Raw genomic sequence first — 19,412 nt, forward strand, 5'->3', positions numbered from 1 at the left:
TCCTATCTCGGTAGTGCCAGGTCTGCTGCGGCTCGAATCAGCTCGGCGCTGTCCTGCGCGGAGAGCGCCGCATCCTTGAGCCGCTGATAGAGGGTCAGGTACTTGCTCACGGCATCGCCGTCGGTGAGCACTAGGTCGGAGGTAACGGTGTCGACCGCGACCACCATCGGGTCGTCCGGGTCGGGGTACTCGTAGATCGAGAACGCGGACCGGGGCATCGCGTGCCCGAAGATCTCCGCCGCGATCGGCAGCACCCGCAGGTCGACCCGCGCGTTGGTGTCGATCAGCTCGACGAGGTGGCGCAATTGCGCCGTTACTACATCAAGGGGCGCAGCGTGTCGGCGGATGGCCAGCTCATCGAGCAACACCGCATACGTCGGTCCTCCCGGGCGGCGCATCACGCGTTGCCGTGCGGCACGCGCTTCCAGGGCCCGGATCGGGTCGTAGTGCTCGGCGTAGGTTCGCTGGTCGGCCTGTGCCCGTGCTTCGGTGAAGGCGGGCATCTGCAGGAGGCCGGGCAGGAACGTCATCTGGTACTCGCGGACCTTGCAGGCGCCGGCTTCGAGGTTGGCGTAGAGCGCCTGGCGCGGACCCATCTCGGTGGCGTACTTCTCCCACCAGCCGCGCTCCTGCGCCTCCCTGGCGATCGTCATGATCTGGTTCCAACGCCGCTCGCCGACGCCCAGGGCGCCGAGGATCCGCATCACCTCGTCCAAGTCCGGGCGCACGTGGCCGTTCTCCAGGCGGCTGATGCGTTGCCGGGCGACGCCGATCGTGGCGGCCAACTTCGCGGAGGAGTACCCGTACTCCTCGCGCAGTGCGATCAGCTCGGCCGCCAACCTGCGTCGGCGCACGTACGGACTGATCACGACGTGCACCTCCGCTCGATCACCTGGACTGTCACGCTGTTGCGGACAACTCTCATTGAAGAGCAGCAACGGCTGATCAGCTGACGTCAGAGGCTTGTCTCCCCCAAACTCTCCCCATCCCTCCCGGCAAACCGGAGTTCTCGCAGGCTGGACAGTCCAGCACCGTGGACTGGCATGGAGGTCCGGCGGCAAACACCCGGCAAGCCGCCGGACCTCCGCTCAGGCCAAGGGAGGTGGAGATGCGCAACCTGGTACTCGGCCGGCCGCTCGCGGCAGAGGACGTCGAGACCGCACAGCTGCTCATCGAGCTCCACCAGCCCGGCCCGGCAATCGGGAACGATCCGCCGCGGTGCGCATCGGGCGCCCACCAGATTCAGGAGCCGCTCTGGCCGTGTTCCCGGTACCTGTGGGCGGAGGCCGTACTCGCTGCCGACGAACGAGGCGAGATCACGACGATCGGCGCGGGGGTCGCGCATGGCTGAGCATTCCGATCCGCGCGAAGCAGTCATCGCCCGCGCCCGAGACACCAGCGACGAGCAGAGCCCCTACTGGACGGCCATCTATTACGGCGCCGAGTACGCCCTTCACCTGGGCCGTGACACCCAGGCGGTCGACGCGCTCGCCAGGGTCGTCACCGAGCCGGAGGACCGGCCATGACTTACCGCGGTTACCTCTCGATTCCGGATCCTGAGCCCACAGACCCGCACCTGGACCTGACAGCCGCGGATGTCGTCGCGGCGGTCGCCCAGCAACTCGAAGTCTCCGGTCGGTCGATGACGATCACGCCGGAGTCGTTCGGCACGGCGGAATCGCACGCCGAATCGCTGCTAGCCGCGCTTGGCGTGTCATCCGGCGAGAGGTCACCGTGAGCACCGAACCGCCAACCGGATCGCCGCAAACTTCGCACCAGCGGCAGGTCGTCCAGCCGGGCGACTCCTACAACGAGGGAGAACGCACTCCATGAGTGTCGAGACGGTGAACAGCGTCGATCTGCGCGCTGCAATGGTCGATCGGCTGATCGCTGAGCACACCGACAAGGGCCTGACGATGCGGCCCGAAATCGAAGCTGCGCTGCGGACCGTTCCACGGCACCTGTTCACGCCCGGCGCCCCGCTGGAGGAGGCCTACCGGTCCGACCACGCCGTCGTCACCAAACGGATCGACGACGAAGCTGTCAGCTCGGTCTCCGCCGCCTGGTTGATCGCCGAGATGCTCGGCCAGGCCGCTGACGCCCTCGACGACAGTCTGCGCGGCCGGCACGTGCTGGAGATCGGCTCCGGCGGCTACAACGCCGCTCTGCTCCGCGAGCTGGTCGGGCTGGAAGGCTCAGTCACGACCGTCGACATCGACTCCGACGTCACCGACCGGGCCACCGCCTGCCTGGCCGCCGCAGGCTACGGCGACGTCCGCGTGGTCTGCACCGACGCCGACCATCCCATCGCTGACGGACGCCCCTACGACCTGATCCTCGTGACCGTCGGCGCCTGGGACATCGCCCCGGCCTGGCTCGCCCAGCTCACCGACACCGGCGCGCTCGTCGTGCCGCTACGCACGTTCGGGATGACCCGCTCGTGGGCGCTCCGTCGCGCCGGCGACCGTCTGGTCAGCCACAGCCAGCGCTTGTGCGGCTTCGTGTCCATGCGCGGCGACGGTGCCCACCAAGTCCGATACACCGACATCGCCGACGGCGTCCATCTCCGGCTTGACGAAGACCACCAGGTCGACGCGGATGCCGTGGCAGCGCTGCTGTCCCAACCGCCAGCGGAGGCGTGGGCCGACGTCAGCCTGCCTCCAATCACGCAGTTGGCCGACCTCGACCTTTGGCTCGCAGCCCGCGCCACCGAGGCCGGGGAGCAGTTCGTCGTCCTCACCGCCCAGCAGGAAGCCGTTGACGCCGGGACCATCGCCCCGGCCTGGCGCTTCGGCACCCCCGCCGTCCTCCACGACGGCACGTTCACCTACCGCTCGGCCCTGCGCTGGACCGACGACCGGTTCGACCTGGGCGCCCGCGCACACGGACCCAGTGCTGGCTCCGCAGCAGGGCTGATGGTCGAGCGCATGCGCGCGTGGCTAAACGCCGGCCAGCCCTCACCGGCGCTGCACCTCGCGCCCGCTGAAACTCCCGACGGCGACCTGCCGACCGGGACGGTGCTGGACAAGCGGCACACCCGCGTCGTCCTCACCTTCACCCCCGAACAGGAAGGACCCACCCCGTGAACGACATCGACCTCGACGACTTCACCCTCGACGTCACCCTCGTCGACGCCGGCCCCGCCGCCAGCGGCTACGCCACCAACACCAGCGACAACTGCGGCTCGGGCAACACCGGCTCGAACGCCTGCACCACCAAGCCCGACAGCGGCTACTGACCTGCGCACTGGGCCCGGCGTCGAGCACGCCGGGCCCACCGAGCCCCTGGCGGTGACGATGATTCCCGCACCCGGCGCGGCGCTGATCCGCATCGCGGCCTACCCGACCAACCTGGCCCTACCGGCGTGGCCCGACCTGACCTCCGAGCAGCCCGACCCGTGGAAGACCTGGCTGACCGAGGTGTGGGCTCTGCGCGACTTCGCCCCAGCGGTCACCACGGCATCGCCGGAGTTGGCCGAACAGATCGCCCGAGCCGTGAAAGCCGAGCCCGTCCCTACGGATCGGCTGCGCCGCCTGGTGGAAGCCGCAGTCCGGTTTCTGCTGAGGTGGACCACGCGCGCGACCCCGTTCGGCACGTTCGCCGGCGTCGCTCCCGTGCAGTTCGGTCCGCACGCCGCCGTCCGCGTCGGGGACGACCACCGTGCGATCGCTCGCCCCGACGGCCAATTCATCGCCGAACGCGCCGCGAGCGCGGAACAGGACCTCGCCAGGCTCCGCTCCGCCGTGGTGGTGACGAACTCGCTCGGATTTCAGCGAGGCCGCAAGTGGGTGCTGCCGTGCGCGCGCCAAGACGGCGACCGCCGCTGGGACGTCGAGGTCGGCCTGACCGCCCAGGTCCAGACGGCACTCCAAGTCGCCCGTTGCCCCGTCGGATTCACCGAGCTCACCGCCAAGATCGCCCCCTCCACCGCCCAGGCCGCAGCGGAGCGGCTGCTGGCCGGGTTGGTCGAACTCGGAGCGCTGCTGTCCGACATCCGCCCGGCGCTGACGATCACCGATCCCGCTGCGCATCTGGAACGACATGGCGTCTCGGCAAAGGCCGACAGCCACGTGGCGGTCGATCTGCGCGCCGACGTCGCTGTGACGCTTCCTCCGGCGGTGCTTCACGAGGCCAGCCGCGCTGCCTCGGTTCTAACCGCCGTATCACCGCAGCTAACTGGGTGGGCTGAGTACCACCATGCGTACATCGAACGTTGGGGCCCAGGAGCTGCCGTCCCCATCCAAAACGTTCTGAACGTCCTTGATTTCCCGGCCGGCTACCGAGGATCGACCCGTCGCGCCCCGACATCGTTCACCGATAGGGACCGCCTACTCGGAGAACTCGCGCAGCAGTCCGCGCTCGACGGCGGCACCGAAGTGCTCCTGGACGACGACCTGATCAACCAGCTCCGCGGCGATGACAACCGGAAGCCCATCCCGCACACCGAGCTGCGGTTCTCTCTCGCTGCCGAGACCGTGCAGGACCTCGACCGCGGCCAGTTCACCCTCACGGTGCTCAGCGGCGCCCGCCACGCCGGAGTCTCCGCCGCTCGATTCCTGCACCTACTTACCCCTGCCGAGCTTGTCGCGTTCCGGCAGGTATACGGGAACCTCCCGACCGCTCTGCCCGGCGCGGACACCGTCCAGATCTCCGGTCCACCGCTCGACGCGCGCCTCGCATCGGTCGCCCGAGTACCCAAACTGCTGCCCGTACTCCCCCTTGGAGAGTTCCACAGCGCGCCGCCATGTTCGCTCGACGACCTCGCGGTGACAGGCGACGGCGAGCGGCTCTGGCTGGTCTCGACCGCGACCGGCCGGCCCATCGAACCGTTGCTCTTCAACAGCGTCCTGCTCCCGACGCTGCAACAACCGGTGGTGCGCTTCCTGACCGAGATCTGGACCGCCTGGTCAGCACCATGCACTCGATTCGACTGGGGCCACGCCAGCAACCTGCCATTCCTGCCCCGCGTCCGACGAGGACGCGCCATCCTGCACCCCGCACGCTGGCTCATCGACCGCACCGCGCTGCCCGCCCGTACCGCGGCATGGTCGGACTGGCGCGACGCCTGGCAGCGGCTCCGCCACCAACGCCAGCTGCCGCAACAGGTCCAGGTCGGCGCCGACGACGTCCAACTCCAACTCGACCTGGACAACAACACCAACCTGGCAATGCTGCGCGACCTGGCCAATCGCCACGCCCGAACCGTCATCACGGAAGGGCCCGGCCCGGCTGGATGGATCGACGATCGCCCCGCCGAACTCGTGCTCACCCTCACTCGCGCAAAGCTCGACGTCCAGCCACCCCGACCAGCTCGAACCGCGCGCACGGTCCAGCACTTACCGGGACAGTCGCGGTGGATCGAAGCACGCATCTACGGCCGAGTCGACGACATCCTGACCGACCTCGCCGACTATCTACCCACAGGCTGGTGGTTCGTCCGCTATCCCGACCCGGAGCCTCACCTGCGGCTCCGCATCCCCCTCCCGCATCCAGGCGAATTCGCGGCGACCACTCACGAACTCGCGCTCTGGATCCAACAACTCCACGACGACGCCATCGCGTACGACTACAGCCTGCACCCCTACCGGCCCGAAACCCGACACGACACCGGAGAGGTGCTCGCCGCCGCCGAAGCAGTCTTCGCGGCCGACTCCCGCGCATGCCTGCACCGGATGACCGGCGACCGTCAGGCCGCCACCGCGGCCAGCATGATCGCCATCTGCAGCGCCTTCACCGGCGACGGCCTGAACTGGCTATCCGCCCACGTCCCGCGCCGCACCGGTCCTCGCCTCGACCCGGCACAACTCGACCTCGCCAGAACGCCCTTTAGCGACGAACTGCTCGCCGCAGCGCTGACGACGTACCGATCACTGGCCGAGCGTGCAGGCCTCGATCTCGACCAGGTCCTCGCCGACCTGCTGCACCTGCACCACGCCCGCATGATCGGCGTTGACACCACCTCCGAACAGCACTGTCTCCGACTGGCGCGAACCATCGCCCGCACCGCCACCGCCAGGCGCACCCCATGACTGACGAACAGTCACTCGCCGACGGCGCCGCCGGCATCGCCCTCCTGCACCTAGAAACCGGCGACATGCCAGCGGCCTTCGACGCCTTACGCCGCGCCACCGCCAGCGGACTCAGCACCGGCCCCGGCGCGAGCCTCTTCTACGGCGCGCCCGCCATTGCATTCGTCCTCGCCAGTACCGACCACCCAGGCCTCGCACCAGCACGAGCGCTCACCGCCGAAGCCACTGCCACGATCACCCGCCATCGACTCGACGCCGCACACCGCCGCATCGACCAGGGCCAGCACCCGCACTACGCCGAGTATGACCTCATCTGCGGCCTCACCGGCCTCGGGGTCGTCCTGCGCCGAACCGGCGACCAAGACGTACTTCGCCTGGTTCTCGACTACCTCGTCCGCCTCACCGAGCCGCTGGACGATCTCCCCGGCTGGTGGTGCCGAAACGAACCCGAACGCACCCAGCCACCAGCCGACGGCCACGCAAACCACGGCATGGCCCACGGCGTCACCGGTCCGCTCGCTCTGCTCGCCCTCACCCACCGCGACGGCACCACCGTCGAGGGGCACACTGGCGCAATCACCCGGATCTGCCAATGGCTGGACGACTGGCAGCAGGAAAGCAACGGCGCCATCTGGTGGCCACAGACGCTCAGCCGCGCTGACCTCGATCGCGGAGCACCAGCCCAGCAGAGGCCTCTGCTGCCGTCATGGTGCTACGGCACGCCCGGAATCGCTCGCGCTCAGCAACTCGCGGCACTCGCCATTCCCGACCATGAACGAGGTCACCGAGCGGAAGATGCACTTCTTCGCTGCATCAAGGATGGTCATCAGCTGACGACCGGCGGACTCTGCCACGGCGTCGCCGGCCTCGTCCAAACCACTTGGCGCATGGTCCTCAACGCGGAGACCCCCGAATTGGCCGCGCAACTGCCCGCCCTCGCGGCCGGTATCGCGGCCCTTTCACCTGCCACTGACCGTGGCTTCCTCGACGGAGACACCGGCCAAGCTCTCGCTGCCCGGACCGCTACCCAAGGTCGGCCGATCACCGACTGGGACGCCTGCCTGCTGGTGAGCTGACCCCAATGCGAGATCTCGACGACCTGACGATCCATCCCGCTCCGCCGTCCCCGTGGCACCAGATCAACGTGCGCGTTCCCGATGAGCAGACCGGCGCCGCACGCCTTGCCGCAGTGATGGGGGAGGCCCGGGCCAACGGTTTGATCAATGCCTGGTTCTTCATCCGCAAGGGTCAGTGGCGAGTGCGCTTCCGGCCGACCGCCCCGAGCGTTGCCGAGCAGGCTCATGCTGCAGTCCTCGGAGAATTGGCCGACCTCCGGCGTCCCGGCGACGTAGCCGACGCTCGCGGCGTCGCCTACGAACCAGAGACCTACGCCTTCGGCGGGCCGGTCGGCATGGAGAACACCCATCGGTTGTGGCACGCCGACAGCCACCACATCGTGAACTACCTGGCCGGCCTGAACGCCGATGGACAACCCGACCGACGTCGAGAGATCTCCATCCTGCTGCTCTCCGCCATGCTGCGGGCTGCGGGCCTCGACTGGTACGAGCAGGGCGACGTCTGGGCACGAGTCGCTGATGAGGACCGTCCGTTAGATCCGGCGCCGACTCCGGAACATCTAGACCACCTGGTCAGGCAGATGCGACAGCTCATGCTCGCCGAGACAATCGCCGGATCGATCATGCACACCGCATCCTGGCTAGCCGCCTTCACCGATGCGGGTCAGGCCTTCACACGACATTCCCAACGTGCCGAGCTCACCCGCGGACTACGACGCGTCCTCGGCCACCAGTTCATCTTTCACTGGAACCGGCTCGGGCTAACCGCTCGCAAGCAAGCACTGCTCACCGCCGCTGCCCGCAACACCGTCTTGGACGGCTAACCGGGACCATCTGTTCCAGAACGGACCGCCCTAAGCCGAGGCTCGCTGCGCCGCGTAGTAGGGCGCCATGGCCTCCATCTGCTCAATCACCAAGCGGATCGCCTCGGGTTGCTTGTCCGGTGGATACCGGTGCCGCACCAGGAGGCGCTTGATCGACGACCGGAGCTTGGCCCGGACGTCGTCGCGCACTGTCCAGTCGGTCTTCACGTCCCGCTGCATGATCCCGACCAGGTCACGAGCGATCTGCGCCAGTACGTCCTCGCCTTGGAGTTCCACGGCCGATTCATTTGTATGGACCGCGTCGTAGAAGGCCAGTTCGTCAGTCGAGAGCGGCGGCTCGAAGTTCGCGCCTCGGTTACCTTCGGCAGCGATGTCCCTGGCGAACGCGACCAGCTCGGCGATCACCTCGGCCGAGGTCAGTTGCTGGTTGGTGTACTTCCGCATCAGCTCCGCGATGCGCTCGGAGAAGGCCCGCTGGCGGATCAGGTTGTGCCGTGCCACCTGCGCGGATTCCGCGACCAGCAGTGACCGCAGCGCCTCGATCGCCAGGTGCGGGTTGTTCGCGGCCCGCGCCTTGGCCTGGAAATCCGTACTGAGATCGGCAAGGCTCGGCCGCGGGATGCCGGCGGCTTGATAGATGTCGAGAATTTCGCCGGATTCCGTCGACGAGGCTACAAGCGCGGAGAGCATCCGCTGGATTTCCTCCGGTACCGGCTTGCCGGACGCTTGACGCTCCTGGGCGTCGAACTTGGCCATCCAGCCCCGGACTTCTTCGTAGAACTTCGCGTCCCGCCGCCGCAGAGCGTCGAAGGTGTCGCTGCCGGAACAGAGCGCCCAGGCGCGGGCGAGCTGATTGGCCAGCCTGCGGTATCGATCGCCGAGGCTCTCCTCGCCGTCGACCACCTTGTTGCCGGGAGTCAGCGGGGAACGCAGGTAATTGGTCAGGCCGACGGCGGCTTTGACCCAGCTCTTCGGCCCTCCGGTGAGCTGGGACCGCCACTCGTAGCCCGCGCAGGTGCGATCAAGCGCGGCCATCAGTGTCGCCGTCAGGGCAACGGCCTCGTCGATGTCCTTGCCGACAGGCTTGTTTGCTCGATCATCGATGGTGTACTCCGCCAGTGCCTTCGCCAGGTTGTCGACCAGCGGCGCGTAGGCGACGAGAAGACCGTCAGGCTTGCCGCGGAAGGTTCGGTTGACCCGGGCCAGCGTCTGCATGAGCAACGCACCCTTCAGCGGCCGGTCCAGGTAGAGCGTGTGGAGCGGCGGCGAGTCGTAGCCGGTCAGCATCATGTCCTTGACGATGACCAGCTGCAGTTCGTCGTCGGGATCGCGCAGCCGCTGCTGGATCACCTTGTTGTCCCCGGACCGCCGGACGTGAAGGGAGACGGGAGGCTGGTCCTGTGCCGAACCGGAGTAGACGACCTTGATCTTTCCCCGGTCGAGAGCATCGTTGTGCCACTCCGGCCGGAGTGCCGTGATCTCGGTGTACAAGTTGGCGCAGATCTCGCGGGTACCGCCGACGATCATCGCCTTGCCGGGGCCTTCGATGAACTTGATCATCTGCGCCGATCGGGCTTCCCAGTGGTCGACGAGGTCCGCCGCGAGCGCGCGTAGGCGTTCCGGAGCGCCGTACACCTCATTGATGACGGCGACCGAGCTCTCTACCCGGGCTCGTTCGACGTCGTCGAGGCCGGCAGTGGCCTCGTCGGCGGCCTGGTCGAGGTCTTCGTCGCTGACAGTGCCCTTGAGCCCGACCTTCACCAGGCGTGCCTCGAAGTACACCGGCACCGTCGCGCCGTCCCGCACCGCTCGGGTCAGGTCGTAGGTGTCGATGACCTTCCCGAAGACCTCCTCGGTGTTGCGTTCGGCGAAGGACAACGGCGTGCCGGTGAAGGCGAGGAAGGAGGCGTTCGGCAGCGCCTCGCGGAGCCAGGCGGCGTAGCCATCGAGGTCGTCGTAGTGACTGCGGTGCGCCTCATCGGCGATGACGATGATGTTCCGTCGATCCGACAATTGGGGATGGTCGGCGCCGGCCTCCCGTTCTTCCTGCGTGCGGCTGAACTTTTGCAGCGTCGTGAAGATGATTCCGCCAGTGATGCGGTTGGTCAGCTGTTCCCGCAGCTGAGCCCGGCGGGTCACCGCGATCGGCCGCTCAGCCAACAGCAGGGACCGAGCGAAACCCTCGAACAACTGCCCGTCGAGTTCCTTGCGGTCGGTGACGACGACGAACGTCGGGTTGCGCAATTCGGGCCGCTGGGCAGCCAGATGGACGTAGAGCTCCATCTCCATCGACTTGCCAGAGCCCTGGGTATGCCAGACCACCCCGGCCCGGCCGTCCTTGTTCACCGCGGTGATGGTCGTGCCGACGGCCTTGGTGACGGCGAAGTACTGGTGCGGCTTGGCGATGCGCTTGGCATATCCGTCGGCGCCGCCGTCGAACGCGACGAAGTTGCGCTGAAGCTGGAGGAACCGCTCAGGGTTGAAGACGCCATCGACGAGATACTCGAGCTCGATGCCGAGACTCAGATCGTCCACGATCTCGCCCGGCTTCAGCGGCTTGCCGTCGTCATCGACGTTCCACGGCGAGTAGTGGTTGAGCGGCGTGAACGGGGTGCCATACCGGGCGGTGATCCCGTCGCTGATCACCGTGACGACGGTGAATCGGAACGCCATCGGGAACTCGCGGAGGTAGGTGGCGAGCTGCGCGTGGGCTGCGGGCAGGTCTGCTTTCTTGGTGGCAGCGTTCTTCAACTCGATGATCGCGACTGGCAGACCATTGAGGTAGAGCACGATGTCGAACCGGCGCTCCACCTCAGCCGAGCGGACCGTCACCTGGTTGACGGCCAACTGCTCGTTCTCCCACGGCCGGTGGCTGACCAACCGGATCGTCGGGTTCTGCTCGACGCCGTCGGAGTCGGTATAGCTGATGCCTCGGTAACCTTGCGTGAGGATCTGGTGCAACCGGAAGTTCTCCGCGATCGCGTCCTGGGATTTCGGCTGGATGATCTCGGCCAACGCCTGGGCTAGGTAGTCACCCGGCACGAGCGGGTTCAGCTCACGCATCTTCGCCAAGGCGCGTTCCGGCAGAACGATGTCCGCCCACGACGGACGGCCACGGTCGGCGCCTGGGGCGATCTCCGCGCCCGGGATGGGCATCCACTCTTGACCGGCAAGTGCTTCCAGCGCGATTGACTCCCAGTCCGCCTCACTTAACCCCGACGGCTCGGACACCTACACCACCTCCTCCACGACCAATTCCGCGTCCCGCACACGAATTTGCCCCGACAGCAGAGCCGGCAACAGTTCATCCCGCGTGCTAGCCAAAATCTCAGACTCTTTCATCAACTGGGCCGCCATCTCATGAAGTGGCCCTACTCTCGCGGCGAAAGACCTAGCGTGCTCACCTGTCGGCGTCTGCATGGTCATTGATCTAAACTTTCGTCGCGGAAGCTCTAAGAATGTTGCACCGTTTGCATGATTTAAAAACTCATCGACGCGCGCGCGCATCTCGTGATATAGCCACCACTGATTAGCCGGATTCCTTGCATTGACGACGATAAAGCCTTGATTGACTGCAACCGGAACCTGGTTAATCGCAAAGGCGCCGATAGTCGCACGGGATGTCATCAGGATCGAGCCCGTCGGATAGAGCGGCGAGGAACACGCGACAAGTCCACCGTCGGTAATGTTACGTGCGGTGCGAGATAGGTAAGGCGCCCGAAGATTAGTGACATCTGTGGGTGTTGCCCATTGAATCCGCCCTCCCCAGTAATCCGGAACAGACGTCTTCGGCGTACCGCCACCACCAACCGACGCTACCTCGTCGAAAATGACCGGTCCATCACGAAGCGCGAGTATCGAAGCCTGAGTAAATCGACTGTCGGCTAGCTCTACAAGCAGGTCCACTGAGCGATTGTTGGCGTCAATCTTGCTGTCAATTGCACCGAGAATTTGCGCAACAGAACGCTGAACCGAAAGGGGAGGCAGGGGAACCAACAATGACTTAATGGCGGACACGGGTTGAGCAATCCCGGGGACGCCTACCGAGGATGAGTGGACGAGTATGGATTCCCGACCAGCCGTAGACTGAAACCAGTAGTAGTAAAACTCGGCTGCAGTCCGAGCTGGATCTAGGCGCACTTTGACGTGGCTCGTAGACGCGACGTAACGGTCGTATCGAGGAGATCGCGGAATCATCGATACTTGGCCTATAGTTCCACGATGCGTGAAGACGAGATCTCCAGCGGCAAGATTCGCCCCTGGCATCTTATCCGCCAACTTCGGGGAGACGAAGACGAAGTCGTCATCATGGAACAGTCCGCGGGCGAGGTTAACTCCTCGCACGACCGGCACTCCAGTCGAACGATAGTCATCCTTCAATATGGCAGAACCGTAGGGTTTAGAAATTGCACTTTTCTCGTTCGAGGCTATGTCTTCCAGACGCGTAAACCGCCACTCAGTCACTGAGTCGCTCCAGTTGATCGCGAACCAGGCTCTCTATACGTGCAGAATCCTCAAAGGATGCAAGCAGGTCTTTCGAAAGTCGAGCAATCTTTTCGTCAATCGGCTCCCCGTCGTCTGCGGCGGCAACGGAACCGACGTAACGACCCGGCGTCAGCGCATAATCGGCGTCTTTGATGTCGGCTAAACCGGCGGACTTACAGAAACCCGGAACGTCCCCGTAGGTGAGTTGCTTCCGCGCGGCGGAGTAGGTCCCGCGCCAGGCGTGGAACGCATCGCCGATCTTCACGATGTCGTCGTTGGACAAAGCGCGCTCCGCCCGATCCACCATGTAGCCCATCTCGCGGGCATCGATGAACAACACCTCGCCACGACGGTCGATCGCGCCGTACTCGCCGGCCTTCTTGTCCTTGGCGAAGAACCACACGCAGACCGGGATCCCGGTACTACGGAACAACTGGGTCGGCAACGCCACCATGCACGAGACCAGGTCGGCTTCGACGATCCGGGCCCGGATCTGCCCCTCACCGTTGGTGTTCGACGACATGGAGCCGTTGGCCATCACCACACCGGCACTGCCGTTGTGCTTGAGCTTGGAGAGGATGTGTTGGATCCAGGCGTAGTTCGCGTTGTTGGCCGGCGGCACTCCGTAGACCCAGCGCGGGTCGTCCTCCCGGCGCGTCCAGTGCTTGATGTTGAAGGGCGGGTTGGCCATCACGTAGTCCATCTGGACATCGGCATGCTGGTCGCGGGCGAAGGTGTCACCCCAGCGCGCCCCGAGGCCGGCGTTGTCGATGCCGTGGATCGCGAGGTTCATCTTCGCGATTCGCCAGGTCTCCTCGATGCTTTCCTGGCCGTATACGGCGATGTCTTTCGGGTCGCCTTCGTGCTCGTAGATGAACTTCTCAGTCTGGACGAACATGCCCCCCGAACCGCAGCAGGGGTCGTAGACCCGGCCGTGCGAGGGTTCCAGGACCTCGACGATCACCTTGACCACGCTCGGTGGGGTGAAGAACTCCCCGCCCCGTTTGCCCTCGGCGCGGGCGAAGTTGCCGAGGAAGTACTCGTAGACCTCGCCCATCAGGTCGCGGGCCTGGTGCTCGCCTTGGCGGCTGAACTTGGCGCTGTTGAACAGGTCGATCAGTTCACCGAGGCGTCGCTGGTCAATGTTGTCTTTGTTGAAAAGCCTCGGAAGCGTGCCTATCAGTGCGGGGTTGGTGTTCATGACCGCGCTCATCGCCTCATCGACGAGTTGACCGATGGTCTTAGCCGGCTCGCTTCCGATCGCCGGCTTGCCTTTGGCGTTCTCGGCGAGGTAATCCCACTGCGCGGCCGGGGGAACGACGAACACGCCGTACCCCTGGTACTCCTCGGGGTCGTCGATCAGGTCTTCGATCTGGCTCTCGTCCATTCCGTCGGCAGCCAACTCAGCCCGGATCTGTTCGCGCCGTTCGTCGTAGGCGTCCGATACGTACTTGAGGAAGACCAGACCGAGAATGACGTCCTTGTACTGGCTGGCCGACAGCGATCCACGGAGCCGGTCGGCGGCCTTCCAGAGGGTGTCCTTCAGTTCCTTCATGGTCGAAGGCAGCAGCGCCTCCTGCCTCGGACGGGGGATCATGTCGCGGGTCCTTCCTGGTCTGCAATACGAGGGACGACGTCGATCGCGCCTGCGGTGACGCCATCCAGGAGGGCGATGGTCAGCTCGCGGAGTGCTGTCTGCCGGGTCCGGAGGCGGATGTCATGGACGGCTATCTCGGCGACGGCCGCATCCAGGGCAGCGGCGGCTCCGGAGTCGAGCAGCGGGATCTCCCAGGTTCGCCACTCGCCTGGCCGTGACCGGGTGTTGATGATCGCGGCGAGGGTGTGGGGTCCACAGCTGACGGGTGGGCGAAGGCGCAGGATGCGAGCGGGTGAGGCGACCAGAGCTCCGCCGTCCGCGTCGACCCAGGCACGGGGCCGGGCGCCGTCGACGAAGACGACGTCGTTGGGCTCGGTTCGCGATGCCCGTGGATAGAGCCGGTCGACGTCGAGCGGATCCAGCGTGAGGCCGTCGACCGGGCCGTCGGCGCTCAGCACCCGGACCGATCCGCCCGGCATCGTGTGCTCTGGCCCGATCACCCGGCCGTTGATCACCGTCACCCCGGGTCCTTCGTGGAGTTCCCCCAGGGATCGCCGCCGTTGCAGTACCGCCCCGGGCGACGCAGTCACGAATACGTGGAGCGCGGGAAGCGGCTCGGCAACGACCAGCGCTGCGGACTGGGCACGATCGAGGTAGTCATGCCCGACCGCTTCCCGTGGGCGGGGTGCTCGCGCTCCCTCGGGGACCAGCGGGCCACCGGCGAGCACGGTCGCCAGCTCGACGGGCCGGAGGTAGCGGAATGCCCGGCCCCGACCGTCGACCAACGCCGCAGAGACATCGGCGGCGAGGTCACCGACGGCGATCTCGGCTGGTGCGTCCGCGCTGAGATCGGCGATCAGCGGATGGAGGAAGTTGCGCCCGCCCTCGCACACCCAGACGCCGAGGGCCTGGCGGTGGGCATGTCGCCACAGCCCTCGGGGCAGTCGTAGAGCAACGCTGAGTCGACCCAACCGCAGTGTGCCTGCGCGCAGTCGTTCAGCTGCCGGCCGCAGAGCGTCGCAGAGCACGCTGCTGGCACCGACGACTACTGCCACATCGTGGGGACGGAGATCGAGGACCAGCCGATCGACTCGATCCAGGGCTTCCCCGTCCGGCAGCCCGAGTACCGAAAGGACGCGGATCAATGCGTCGTCGCCCCCATCGGTGGCCGTGTCCCGGCCGCCGAGGACCGCCCAGCGACGCAGCTCCCGTTCCAGTGGTTCGTCGCCGTTAATCAGCAGGTGCGGAGCGCCGCTGGCCTCGGCGAGGACGAGCACCAGCCTTGGCGGGATGCCGGCGGGGGCGATCGGGACGCCTTCCGGATCGAGGTGCAGGCCGGCGCTCTGCACGAGAGCGGTGAGCACGGCGACCGCGTCGGTGGTCAGCTCTCTGCGCGGTGCGGCGTGACCGGCCGGTCCGGATTCCAGCCGCGCGAGTGCATCGGGGAGTCCGAATGACGCGTCGAAGAGATCATCAATGAAACGGAGCGTTCCCTCGGCTGCGGCAACACGTCCGATTTCGGTCCGGAGGAATCGATCATCCGGATCGGCCTGTTCGGCTAGTTCCGCGCGACCTGTCGGCGATAAGGTGGCGATTCCGTGCTCGGCGTAGGCGCGCAGGCAAAGTAGCGTGACTAATTCCTCCAGGTCGGCACCAATCGGGACGCTCAGGGACAGGGCTTCAAGTCTGATGTCCGTACGATTGCCGCGTCCGGTGCGTTCTAGCCAATCAACGATCTGATCCGTACGAAATCGCTCGACGGAGTCGGCTGTCGAAACCGGCGCGGGAAACGGCAGGTCGAGGCCGCGCGCCCGCGGACGACTGCGCCACGTGCTCACCACCGCGCGCTGTACGCCGGCCAGTTGAGCGATACCGCGGAGGGTAAGCGTCGGCCCGGTGTCGGGCATCACTTACACCTCCCTTGTGGACTTTGGTGATTTGCTGAAGCTATCGCAACGTAACGATCGATCGATCGTGATCCCGCATCCATTGATGAGAAGCCCACTTATCAGTGATCGGCGAGGAGAACTGGCAGTCCCCCGCCACACTCGACTCACGCTCGGATGTTGCAGATGTGCCGAGTGGGGATTCAGGCCATCGATCGAATTGATGAAAGGTGTCGTTGTGACCGGTAAGGAACTCGGCATGCCCCCATCTACTAAAGGGGCAGATAGGGAGGTTGCCATCGGGATGTCGAATCTGTCGGATACCCCGTACGCGTTCGTGTCGCTGACCGCGCTACTGCTGGCGCCGGGAGTCGGACCTTCGGCCGTATACGACGTGCTGGCCGAAGAGCACGAGCTCGACTGGTACGTCCGGGCCGACGGCTCCATGCTCTTCGTCCCGGGCGAGGTCGACACCGAAGTGCGGCTCCAGGCCGGCCTGCGCACCGCGCCCAGGCCGGGCGCGCCGTGGAAGCCGCTGCTCCGGGCGTTCGGTTTACCCCTGCCCGGAGACGCTGACGAGACGGCCGCGACCGCGGTCGTGATCGCACGGGTAGCCCTCGACGATGACGACCGCCGCTACGTGCTGTTCTGTTTCAGTGGCCTTTCCCGGTCGGTACCGTCCCGCCTCACCGACTCGCGATTCGGGATGGTCGTGGCGTTGAACAAGCACTGCGCCGGCGACGAGATTCCCCCGTGGCGTCAGCTGAACAGTGCCCCACGGCGCCGCACGCGAGCATCGGGGGACCCTTCCCACGCCGTGCGAAGCGTCAGCGCCGACGCGCGGGGCGGTTACCGGCACCGGCTTCACGCGGTCGCGAGCGGCCCGACGCCGGTCGCTGGACTGCGTCTGGACACCGAGGTCGATCTCCTCCGCGGGATCCACGTCCGCACCGACGACGATCTGATGCTGGATATCCACGGCGGTCGCAGCCTGCGCTTCGAGACGCCGATCGATAGCCTCGACAACTTCGAGCAGCTGGCCGAGTACCTTGTCGCAATCCGCCAACGTGACGACTACAAGGCCAAGTGGGAGTGGCTGGACTACATCGTCCCGGTGGAGGAAGGCCCGGAGTTCAACGACGTGATCGGCGAGTACATCCGGCGGGCCCTGATCGGCGACGAACCGCAGACCGATCTCGTGCTGCCATCTATCTCCGGCGACGGAGACGGCCGCATCTTGGTCAGTTTTCCGGGCGAGCGCACGAGCCCCTACCGTGTTTACCCGCGCTGGGAAGATCTCAGCCGGTGGCTCCACTCACGGGCCACATCCGTGCCCAGCCTCGACCTCCAGCGGATCAATCTCCGCTACATGCTCGAAGGAAAGCCCGAGGCCATCCACAAGGTCGCCGTTCTCGACTGCCTGGTCACCGAGTTCGGCCACGCCGGCCACCACTACCTGCTCAGCGACGGAACGCTGTTCCGGGTTGACCGGGACTACCTCGACCGCGTCGACCAGGCACTTGCCGCCGTCCACATCTCGGAGTTCCCGTTCCCGCCCTACCGGGGCGGCACCGAAGGCACCTACAACGACACCGCACCCGACGTCAGCGGCCATCGTCTGGCCAAGCTTGACCGCACCAACATCGTTCTGCCGGGTCAGACGGCTGTTGAGCCATGCGATTTGGTCACCGACGACGGAACCCTGGTCTTCGTCAAGCCCAAAGGCGCGTCCTCGTCGTTCAGTCACCTGAGCACTCAGGCCATCACCGCCGCGACGTTGTACGAGAACTTCGCCGGAGCCCGAGACGCCTTGCTGGACCGCGTCATGACCGCCACCACCCATCACCCCACCTCCGACATCGCGGAGGCCCTGTGCGCCCGGCTGGCCCGCGTGGAAAACCGAGAGCGTGAGGTCATGACCGCGTGCCTGCTGATCCTCGGACGCTGGACTGGTGTGCCGTCGCCGCGCACCCTGCCGCTGCTGTCCCGCGTCTCCCTCTACAAGACGGTGCGCACCCTGAAGGGCATGGGCTGGATCGTGGAGTTCGCCATGCCGAAGGCCCAGCTGGCTGTGGGCGCCCAGCGTCCGCCTGCAGCCTGAGGAGCGACGGGCTGCGGGCGTTGCCGGCGACGCCCGCAGCAGCGGAGCTGAACCCGGCCCGCAGCGAAAGATGTCAGTAAAGTGTCCTGCGACTCCCCGACCGACCACTCAGGATCGGACGTTCTCGCAGGTCAGCGGGTGGGCCGCCTGGGGATCGAACCCAGAACCCGCGGATTAAAAGTCCGCTGCTCTGCCAGTTGAGCTAACGGCCCGACACAGGACGCGACCATCCTCCGTCGCGCCCCGAGTAAGTGTCTCAGACCCGAACGCCGACAGCGACAGAACATCCCCCGAACCAGATCAACCGTAGAGCCCGATTTGGACGAGCGACCGCCTCAAACGCCCCCAAGGTGCCGAGTTTCCGACACAAACGAGCGTCGCAGCCCTCCGTCGTTCACAGTGCTCATCTAGACATACGGCACTTAACGACAGGCAGGAACCCATGAGGAGCACGCTGCTCGGCGTCAGCGCGATCGTCGCGCTGGTCGCGGCGCTCGGTGTGAGCCCGGGACCGTCGCAGGCTGCGTTAGGCAGCGACGGGGCCGCGATCCGCACCGTGGCGGTGACGACCACGCGACCGACACCGAAGCCGTTGCTCCGGCCGACGTCGGCGCCGTACCGCCACACGGGCAACTCCGCCGTCGCGCTCACGTTCGACGACGGCCCCGACCCGCACTGGACACCACAGGTGCTCGCCCTGTTACGCAAGAACCACATTAAGGCGACGTTCTGCCTGATCGGCGTCAACGTGAAGGCCCACCCGGACCTCGTCCGGAAGATCGCTGTTGACGGTCACACCCTGTGCAACCACACGATGCGCCACGACCTGAACCTCAAGACCAAATCCCGTTCCGTGATCGACGCCGACCTGCGCGCGACGAGCAGGCTGATCACCCGAGCGAGCGGCGGCGTGAGGCCGACGTACTTCCGGGCGCCGGGCGGCAACTGGTCCGCCACGATCGTGTCGGTGGCGCGCCAGCAGGGCATGGCGTTGCTCGGGTGGGTCGTGGATCCGCGTGACTGGGCGAAGCCGCCGAGCTCCACGATCGTGACGCGGGTACGGGCCGGCGTGGGCCCCGGAACGATCGTGCTGATGCACGACGGCGGCGGAGACCGGTCCCGAACCGTGGCCGCGTGCAAGGTTCTGCTGCCCGAACTCAAGTCCAAGTACCGTCTCGCCCGGCTCTGACCTGGGATTTCGTTCAGCGCCGGGGGCGCTTTTGCAACCCGGCCTCGTTGTCGCTTATGCTGATGACGCTCCCGACGCGGACGGGGTGGGTGCACCGCCCGGCGATCATGTGTGACAACATGAACGCCGTTCGGGATCACGCCCTCATCGTCTAGTGGCCCAGGACGCCGCCCTTTCAAGGCGGTAGCACGGGTTCGAATCCCGTTGGGGGCACGGCAAGACCCG

15 protein-coding genes and 2 tRNA genes are annotated in these 19,412 nt (G+C 66.2%); 11 read left to right on the plus strand and 6 right to left on the minus strand.

Going from position 1 to position 19,412, the window contains the following annotated elements:
• Positions 1 to 2: 2 nt before the first annotated feature.
• Positions 3 to 869, minus strand: a complete 867-nt coding sequence (locus tag ACGFY5_RS42355) for a Scr1 family TA system antitoxin-like transcriptional regulator (RefSeq protein WP_392730317.1) — start codon at positions 867 to 869, stop codon at positions 3 to 5.
• Between the two features lie 239 nt (positions 870 to 1,108).
• Here ACGFY5_RS42355 and ACGFY5_RS42360 point away from each other — a divergent pair, with 239 nt between their 5' ends.
• The 8 genes from ACGFY5_RS42360 to ACGFY5_RS42395 all read left to right on the plus strand — a co-directional run bounded on the left by ACGFY5_RS42360 (position 1,109) and on the right by ACGFY5_RS42395 (position 7,929).
• Positions 1,109 to 1,351, plus strand: a complete 243-nt coding sequence (locus ACGFY5_RS42360; RefSeq protein WP_392730319.1) for a hypothetical protein — start codon at positions 1,109 to 1,111, stop codon at positions 1,349 to 1,351.
• On the plus strand, positions 1,344 to 1,526 hold the full coding sequence (locus ACGFY5_RS42365; protein WP_392730320.1) for a hypothetical protein: 183 nt from the start codon (positions 1,344 to 1,346) through the stop codon (positions 1,524 to 1,526). Before ACGFY5_RS42360 ends, ACGFY5_RS42365 begins: the two co-directional genes overlap by 8 nt.
• Positions 1,523 to 1,738 carry a hypothetical protein gene (locus ACGFY5_RS42370; protein ID WP_392730322.1) on the plus strand — a complete coding sequence of 72 codons (216 nt, stop codon included), beginning with the start codon at positions 1,523 to 1,525 and terminating at the stop codon, positions 1,736 to 1,738. The genes ACGFY5_RS42365 and ACGFY5_RS42370 overlap by 4 nt, the downstream gene beginning before the upstream one ends.
• Before the next feature lie 91 nt (positions 1,739 to 1,829).
• Positions 1,830 to 3,086, plus strand: coding sequence for a methyltransferase, FxLD system (gene fxlM, locus ACGFY5_RS42375; protein WP_392730324.1), 1,257 nt, complete (start codon positions 1,830 to 1,832; stop codon positions 3,084 to 3,086).
• Between the two features lie 5 nt (positions 3,087 to 3,091).
• Positions 3,092 to 3,238, plus strand: a complete 147-nt coding sequence (locus tag ACGFY5_RS42380) for an FxLD family lanthipeptide (RefSeq protein WP_392730410.1) — start codon at positions 3,092 to 3,094, stop codon at positions 3,236 to 3,238.
• Between the two features lie 58 nt (positions 3,239 to 3,296).
• Positions 3,297 to 6,029, plus strand: coding sequence for a lantibiotic dehydratase (locus ACGFY5_RS42385; protein ID WP_392730411.1), 2,733 nt, complete (start codon positions 3,297 to 3,299; stop codon positions 6,027 to 6,029).
• A complete protein-coding gene (locus ACGFY5_RS42390) occupies positions 6,026 to 7,105 on the plus strand; it encodes a lanthionine synthetase C family protein (protein WP_392730326.1) in 1,080 nt (359 codons plus the stop codon). The genes ACGFY5_RS42385 and ACGFY5_RS42390 overlap by 4 nt, the downstream gene beginning before the upstream one ends.
• A gap of 5 nt (positions 7,106 to 7,110) precedes the next feature.
• Positions 7,111 to 7,929: a thiopeptide-type bacteriocin biosynthesis protein gene (locus ACGFY5_RS42395; RefSeq protein WP_392730327.1), complete on the plus strand. Its 819-nt coding sequence runs from the start codon at positions 7,111 to 7,113 to the stop codon at positions 7,927 to 7,929.
• Positions 7,930 to 7,959: 30 nt separating this feature from the next.
• Here ACGFY5_RS42395 and ACGFY5_RS42400 read toward each other — a convergent pair whose 3' ends face one another.
• From ACGFY5_RS42400 to ACGFY5_RS42415, 4 genes are read right to left on the minus strand one after another with little or no spacing between them, the layout of a single operon-like run.
• On the minus strand, positions 7,960 to 11,160 hold the full coding sequence (locus ACGFY5_RS42400; RefSeq protein ID WP_392730330.1) for a type I restriction endonuclease subunit R: 3,201 nt from the start codon (positions 11,158 to 11,160) through the stop codon (positions 7,960 to 7,962).
• Positions 11,161 to 12,393: a restriction endonuclease subunit S gene (locus tag ACGFY5_RS42405; RefSeq protein ID WP_392730333.1), complete on the minus strand. Its 1,233-nt coding sequence runs from the start codon at positions 12,391 to 12,393 to the stop codon at positions 11,161 to 11,163. It lies immediately after the preceding gene.
• On the minus strand, positions 12,386 to 14,011 hold the full coding sequence (locus ACGFY5_RS42410; protein ID WP_392730335.1) for a type I restriction-modification system subunit M: 1,626 nt from the start codon (positions 14,009 to 14,011) through the stop codon (positions 12,386 to 12,388). The genes ACGFY5_RS42405 and ACGFY5_RS42410 overlap by 8 nt, the downstream gene beginning before the upstream one ends.
• A complete protein-coding gene (locus tag ACGFY5_RS42415) occupies positions 14,008 to 15,375 on the minus strand; it encodes a hypothetical protein (RefSeq protein ID WP_392730336.1) in 1,368 nt (455 codons plus the stop codon). The genes ACGFY5_RS42410 and ACGFY5_RS42415 overlap by 4 nt, the downstream gene beginning before the upstream one ends.
• Before the next feature lie 532 nt (positions 15,376 to 15,907).
• On the opposite strand from ACGFY5_RS42415, the gene ACGFY5_RS42420 reads away from it, so the two are divergent.
• Positions 15,908 to 17,998, plus strand: a complete 2,091-nt coding sequence (locus tag ACGFY5_RS42420) for a DUF6119 family protein (protein WP_392730337.1) — start codon at positions 15,908 to 15,910, stop codon at positions 17,996 to 17,998.
• A 139-nt stretch (positions 17,999 to 18,137) separates the two neighbouring features.
• Here ACGFY5_RS42420 and ACGFY5_RS42425 read toward each other — a convergent pair.
• Positions 18,138 to 18,210 (minus strand) — tRNA-Lys (locus ACGFY5_RS42425).
• Between the two features lie 230 nt (positions 18,211 to 18,440).
• Here ACGFY5_RS42425 and ACGFY5_RS42430 point away from each other — a divergent pair.
• Positions 18,441 to 19,187, plus strand: a complete 747-nt coding sequence (locus ACGFY5_RS42430) for a polysaccharide deacetylase family protein (RefSeq protein ID WP_392730338.1) — start codon at positions 18,441 to 18,443, stop codon at positions 19,185 to 19,187.
• A gap of 140 nt (positions 19,188 to 19,327) precedes the next feature.
• Positions 19,328 to 19,400 (plus strand) — tRNA-Glu (locus ACGFY5_RS42435).
• The last annotated feature ends 12 nt before the right edge of the window (positions 19,401 to 19,412 follow it).

Source organism: Cryptosporangium sp. NPDC048952 (assembly GCF_043197895.1).
Lineage (GTDB): Bacteria > Actinomycetota > Actinomycetes > Mycobacteriales > Cryptosporangiaceae > Cryptosporangium.

Coding starts and splice junctions, on each gene's coding strand:
- ACGFY5_RS42360 (WP_392730319.1), top strand. CDS start 1,109: ATGCGCAACCTGGTACTCGGCCGGCCGCTCGCGGCAGAGGACGTCGAG.
- ACGFY5_RS42365 (WP_392730320.1), top strand. CDS start 1,344: ATGGCTGAGCATTCCGATCCGCGCGAAGCAGTCATCGCCCGCGCCCGA.
- ACGFY5_RS42370 (WP_392730322.1), top strand. CDS start 1,523: ATGACTTACCGCGGTTACCTCTCGATTCCGGATCCTGAGCCCACAGAC.
- fxlM (WP_392730324.1), top strand. CDS start 1,830: ATGAGTGTCGAGACGGTGAACAGCGTCGATCTGCGCGCTGCAATGGTC.
- ACGFY5_RS42385 (WP_392730411.1), top strand. CDS start 3,297: ATGATTCCCGCACCCGGCGCGGCGCTGATCCGCATCGCGGCCTACCCG.
- ACGFY5_RS42390 (WP_392730326.1), top strand. CDS start 6,026: ATGACTGACGAACAGTCACTCGCCGACGGCGCCGCCGGCATCGCCCTC.
- ACGFY5_RS42395 (WP_392730327.1), top strand. CDS start 7,111: ATGCGAGATCTCGACGACCTGACGATCCATCCCGCTCCGCCGTCCCCG.
- ACGFY5_RS42410 (WP_392730335.1), bottom strand. CDS start 14,011: ATGATCCCCCGTCCGAGGCAGGAGGCGCTGCTGCCTTCGACCATGAAG.
- ACGFY5_RS42430 (WP_392730338.1), top strand. CDS start 18,441: ATGAGGAGCACGCTGCTCGGCGTCAGCGCGATCGTCGCGCTGGTCGCG.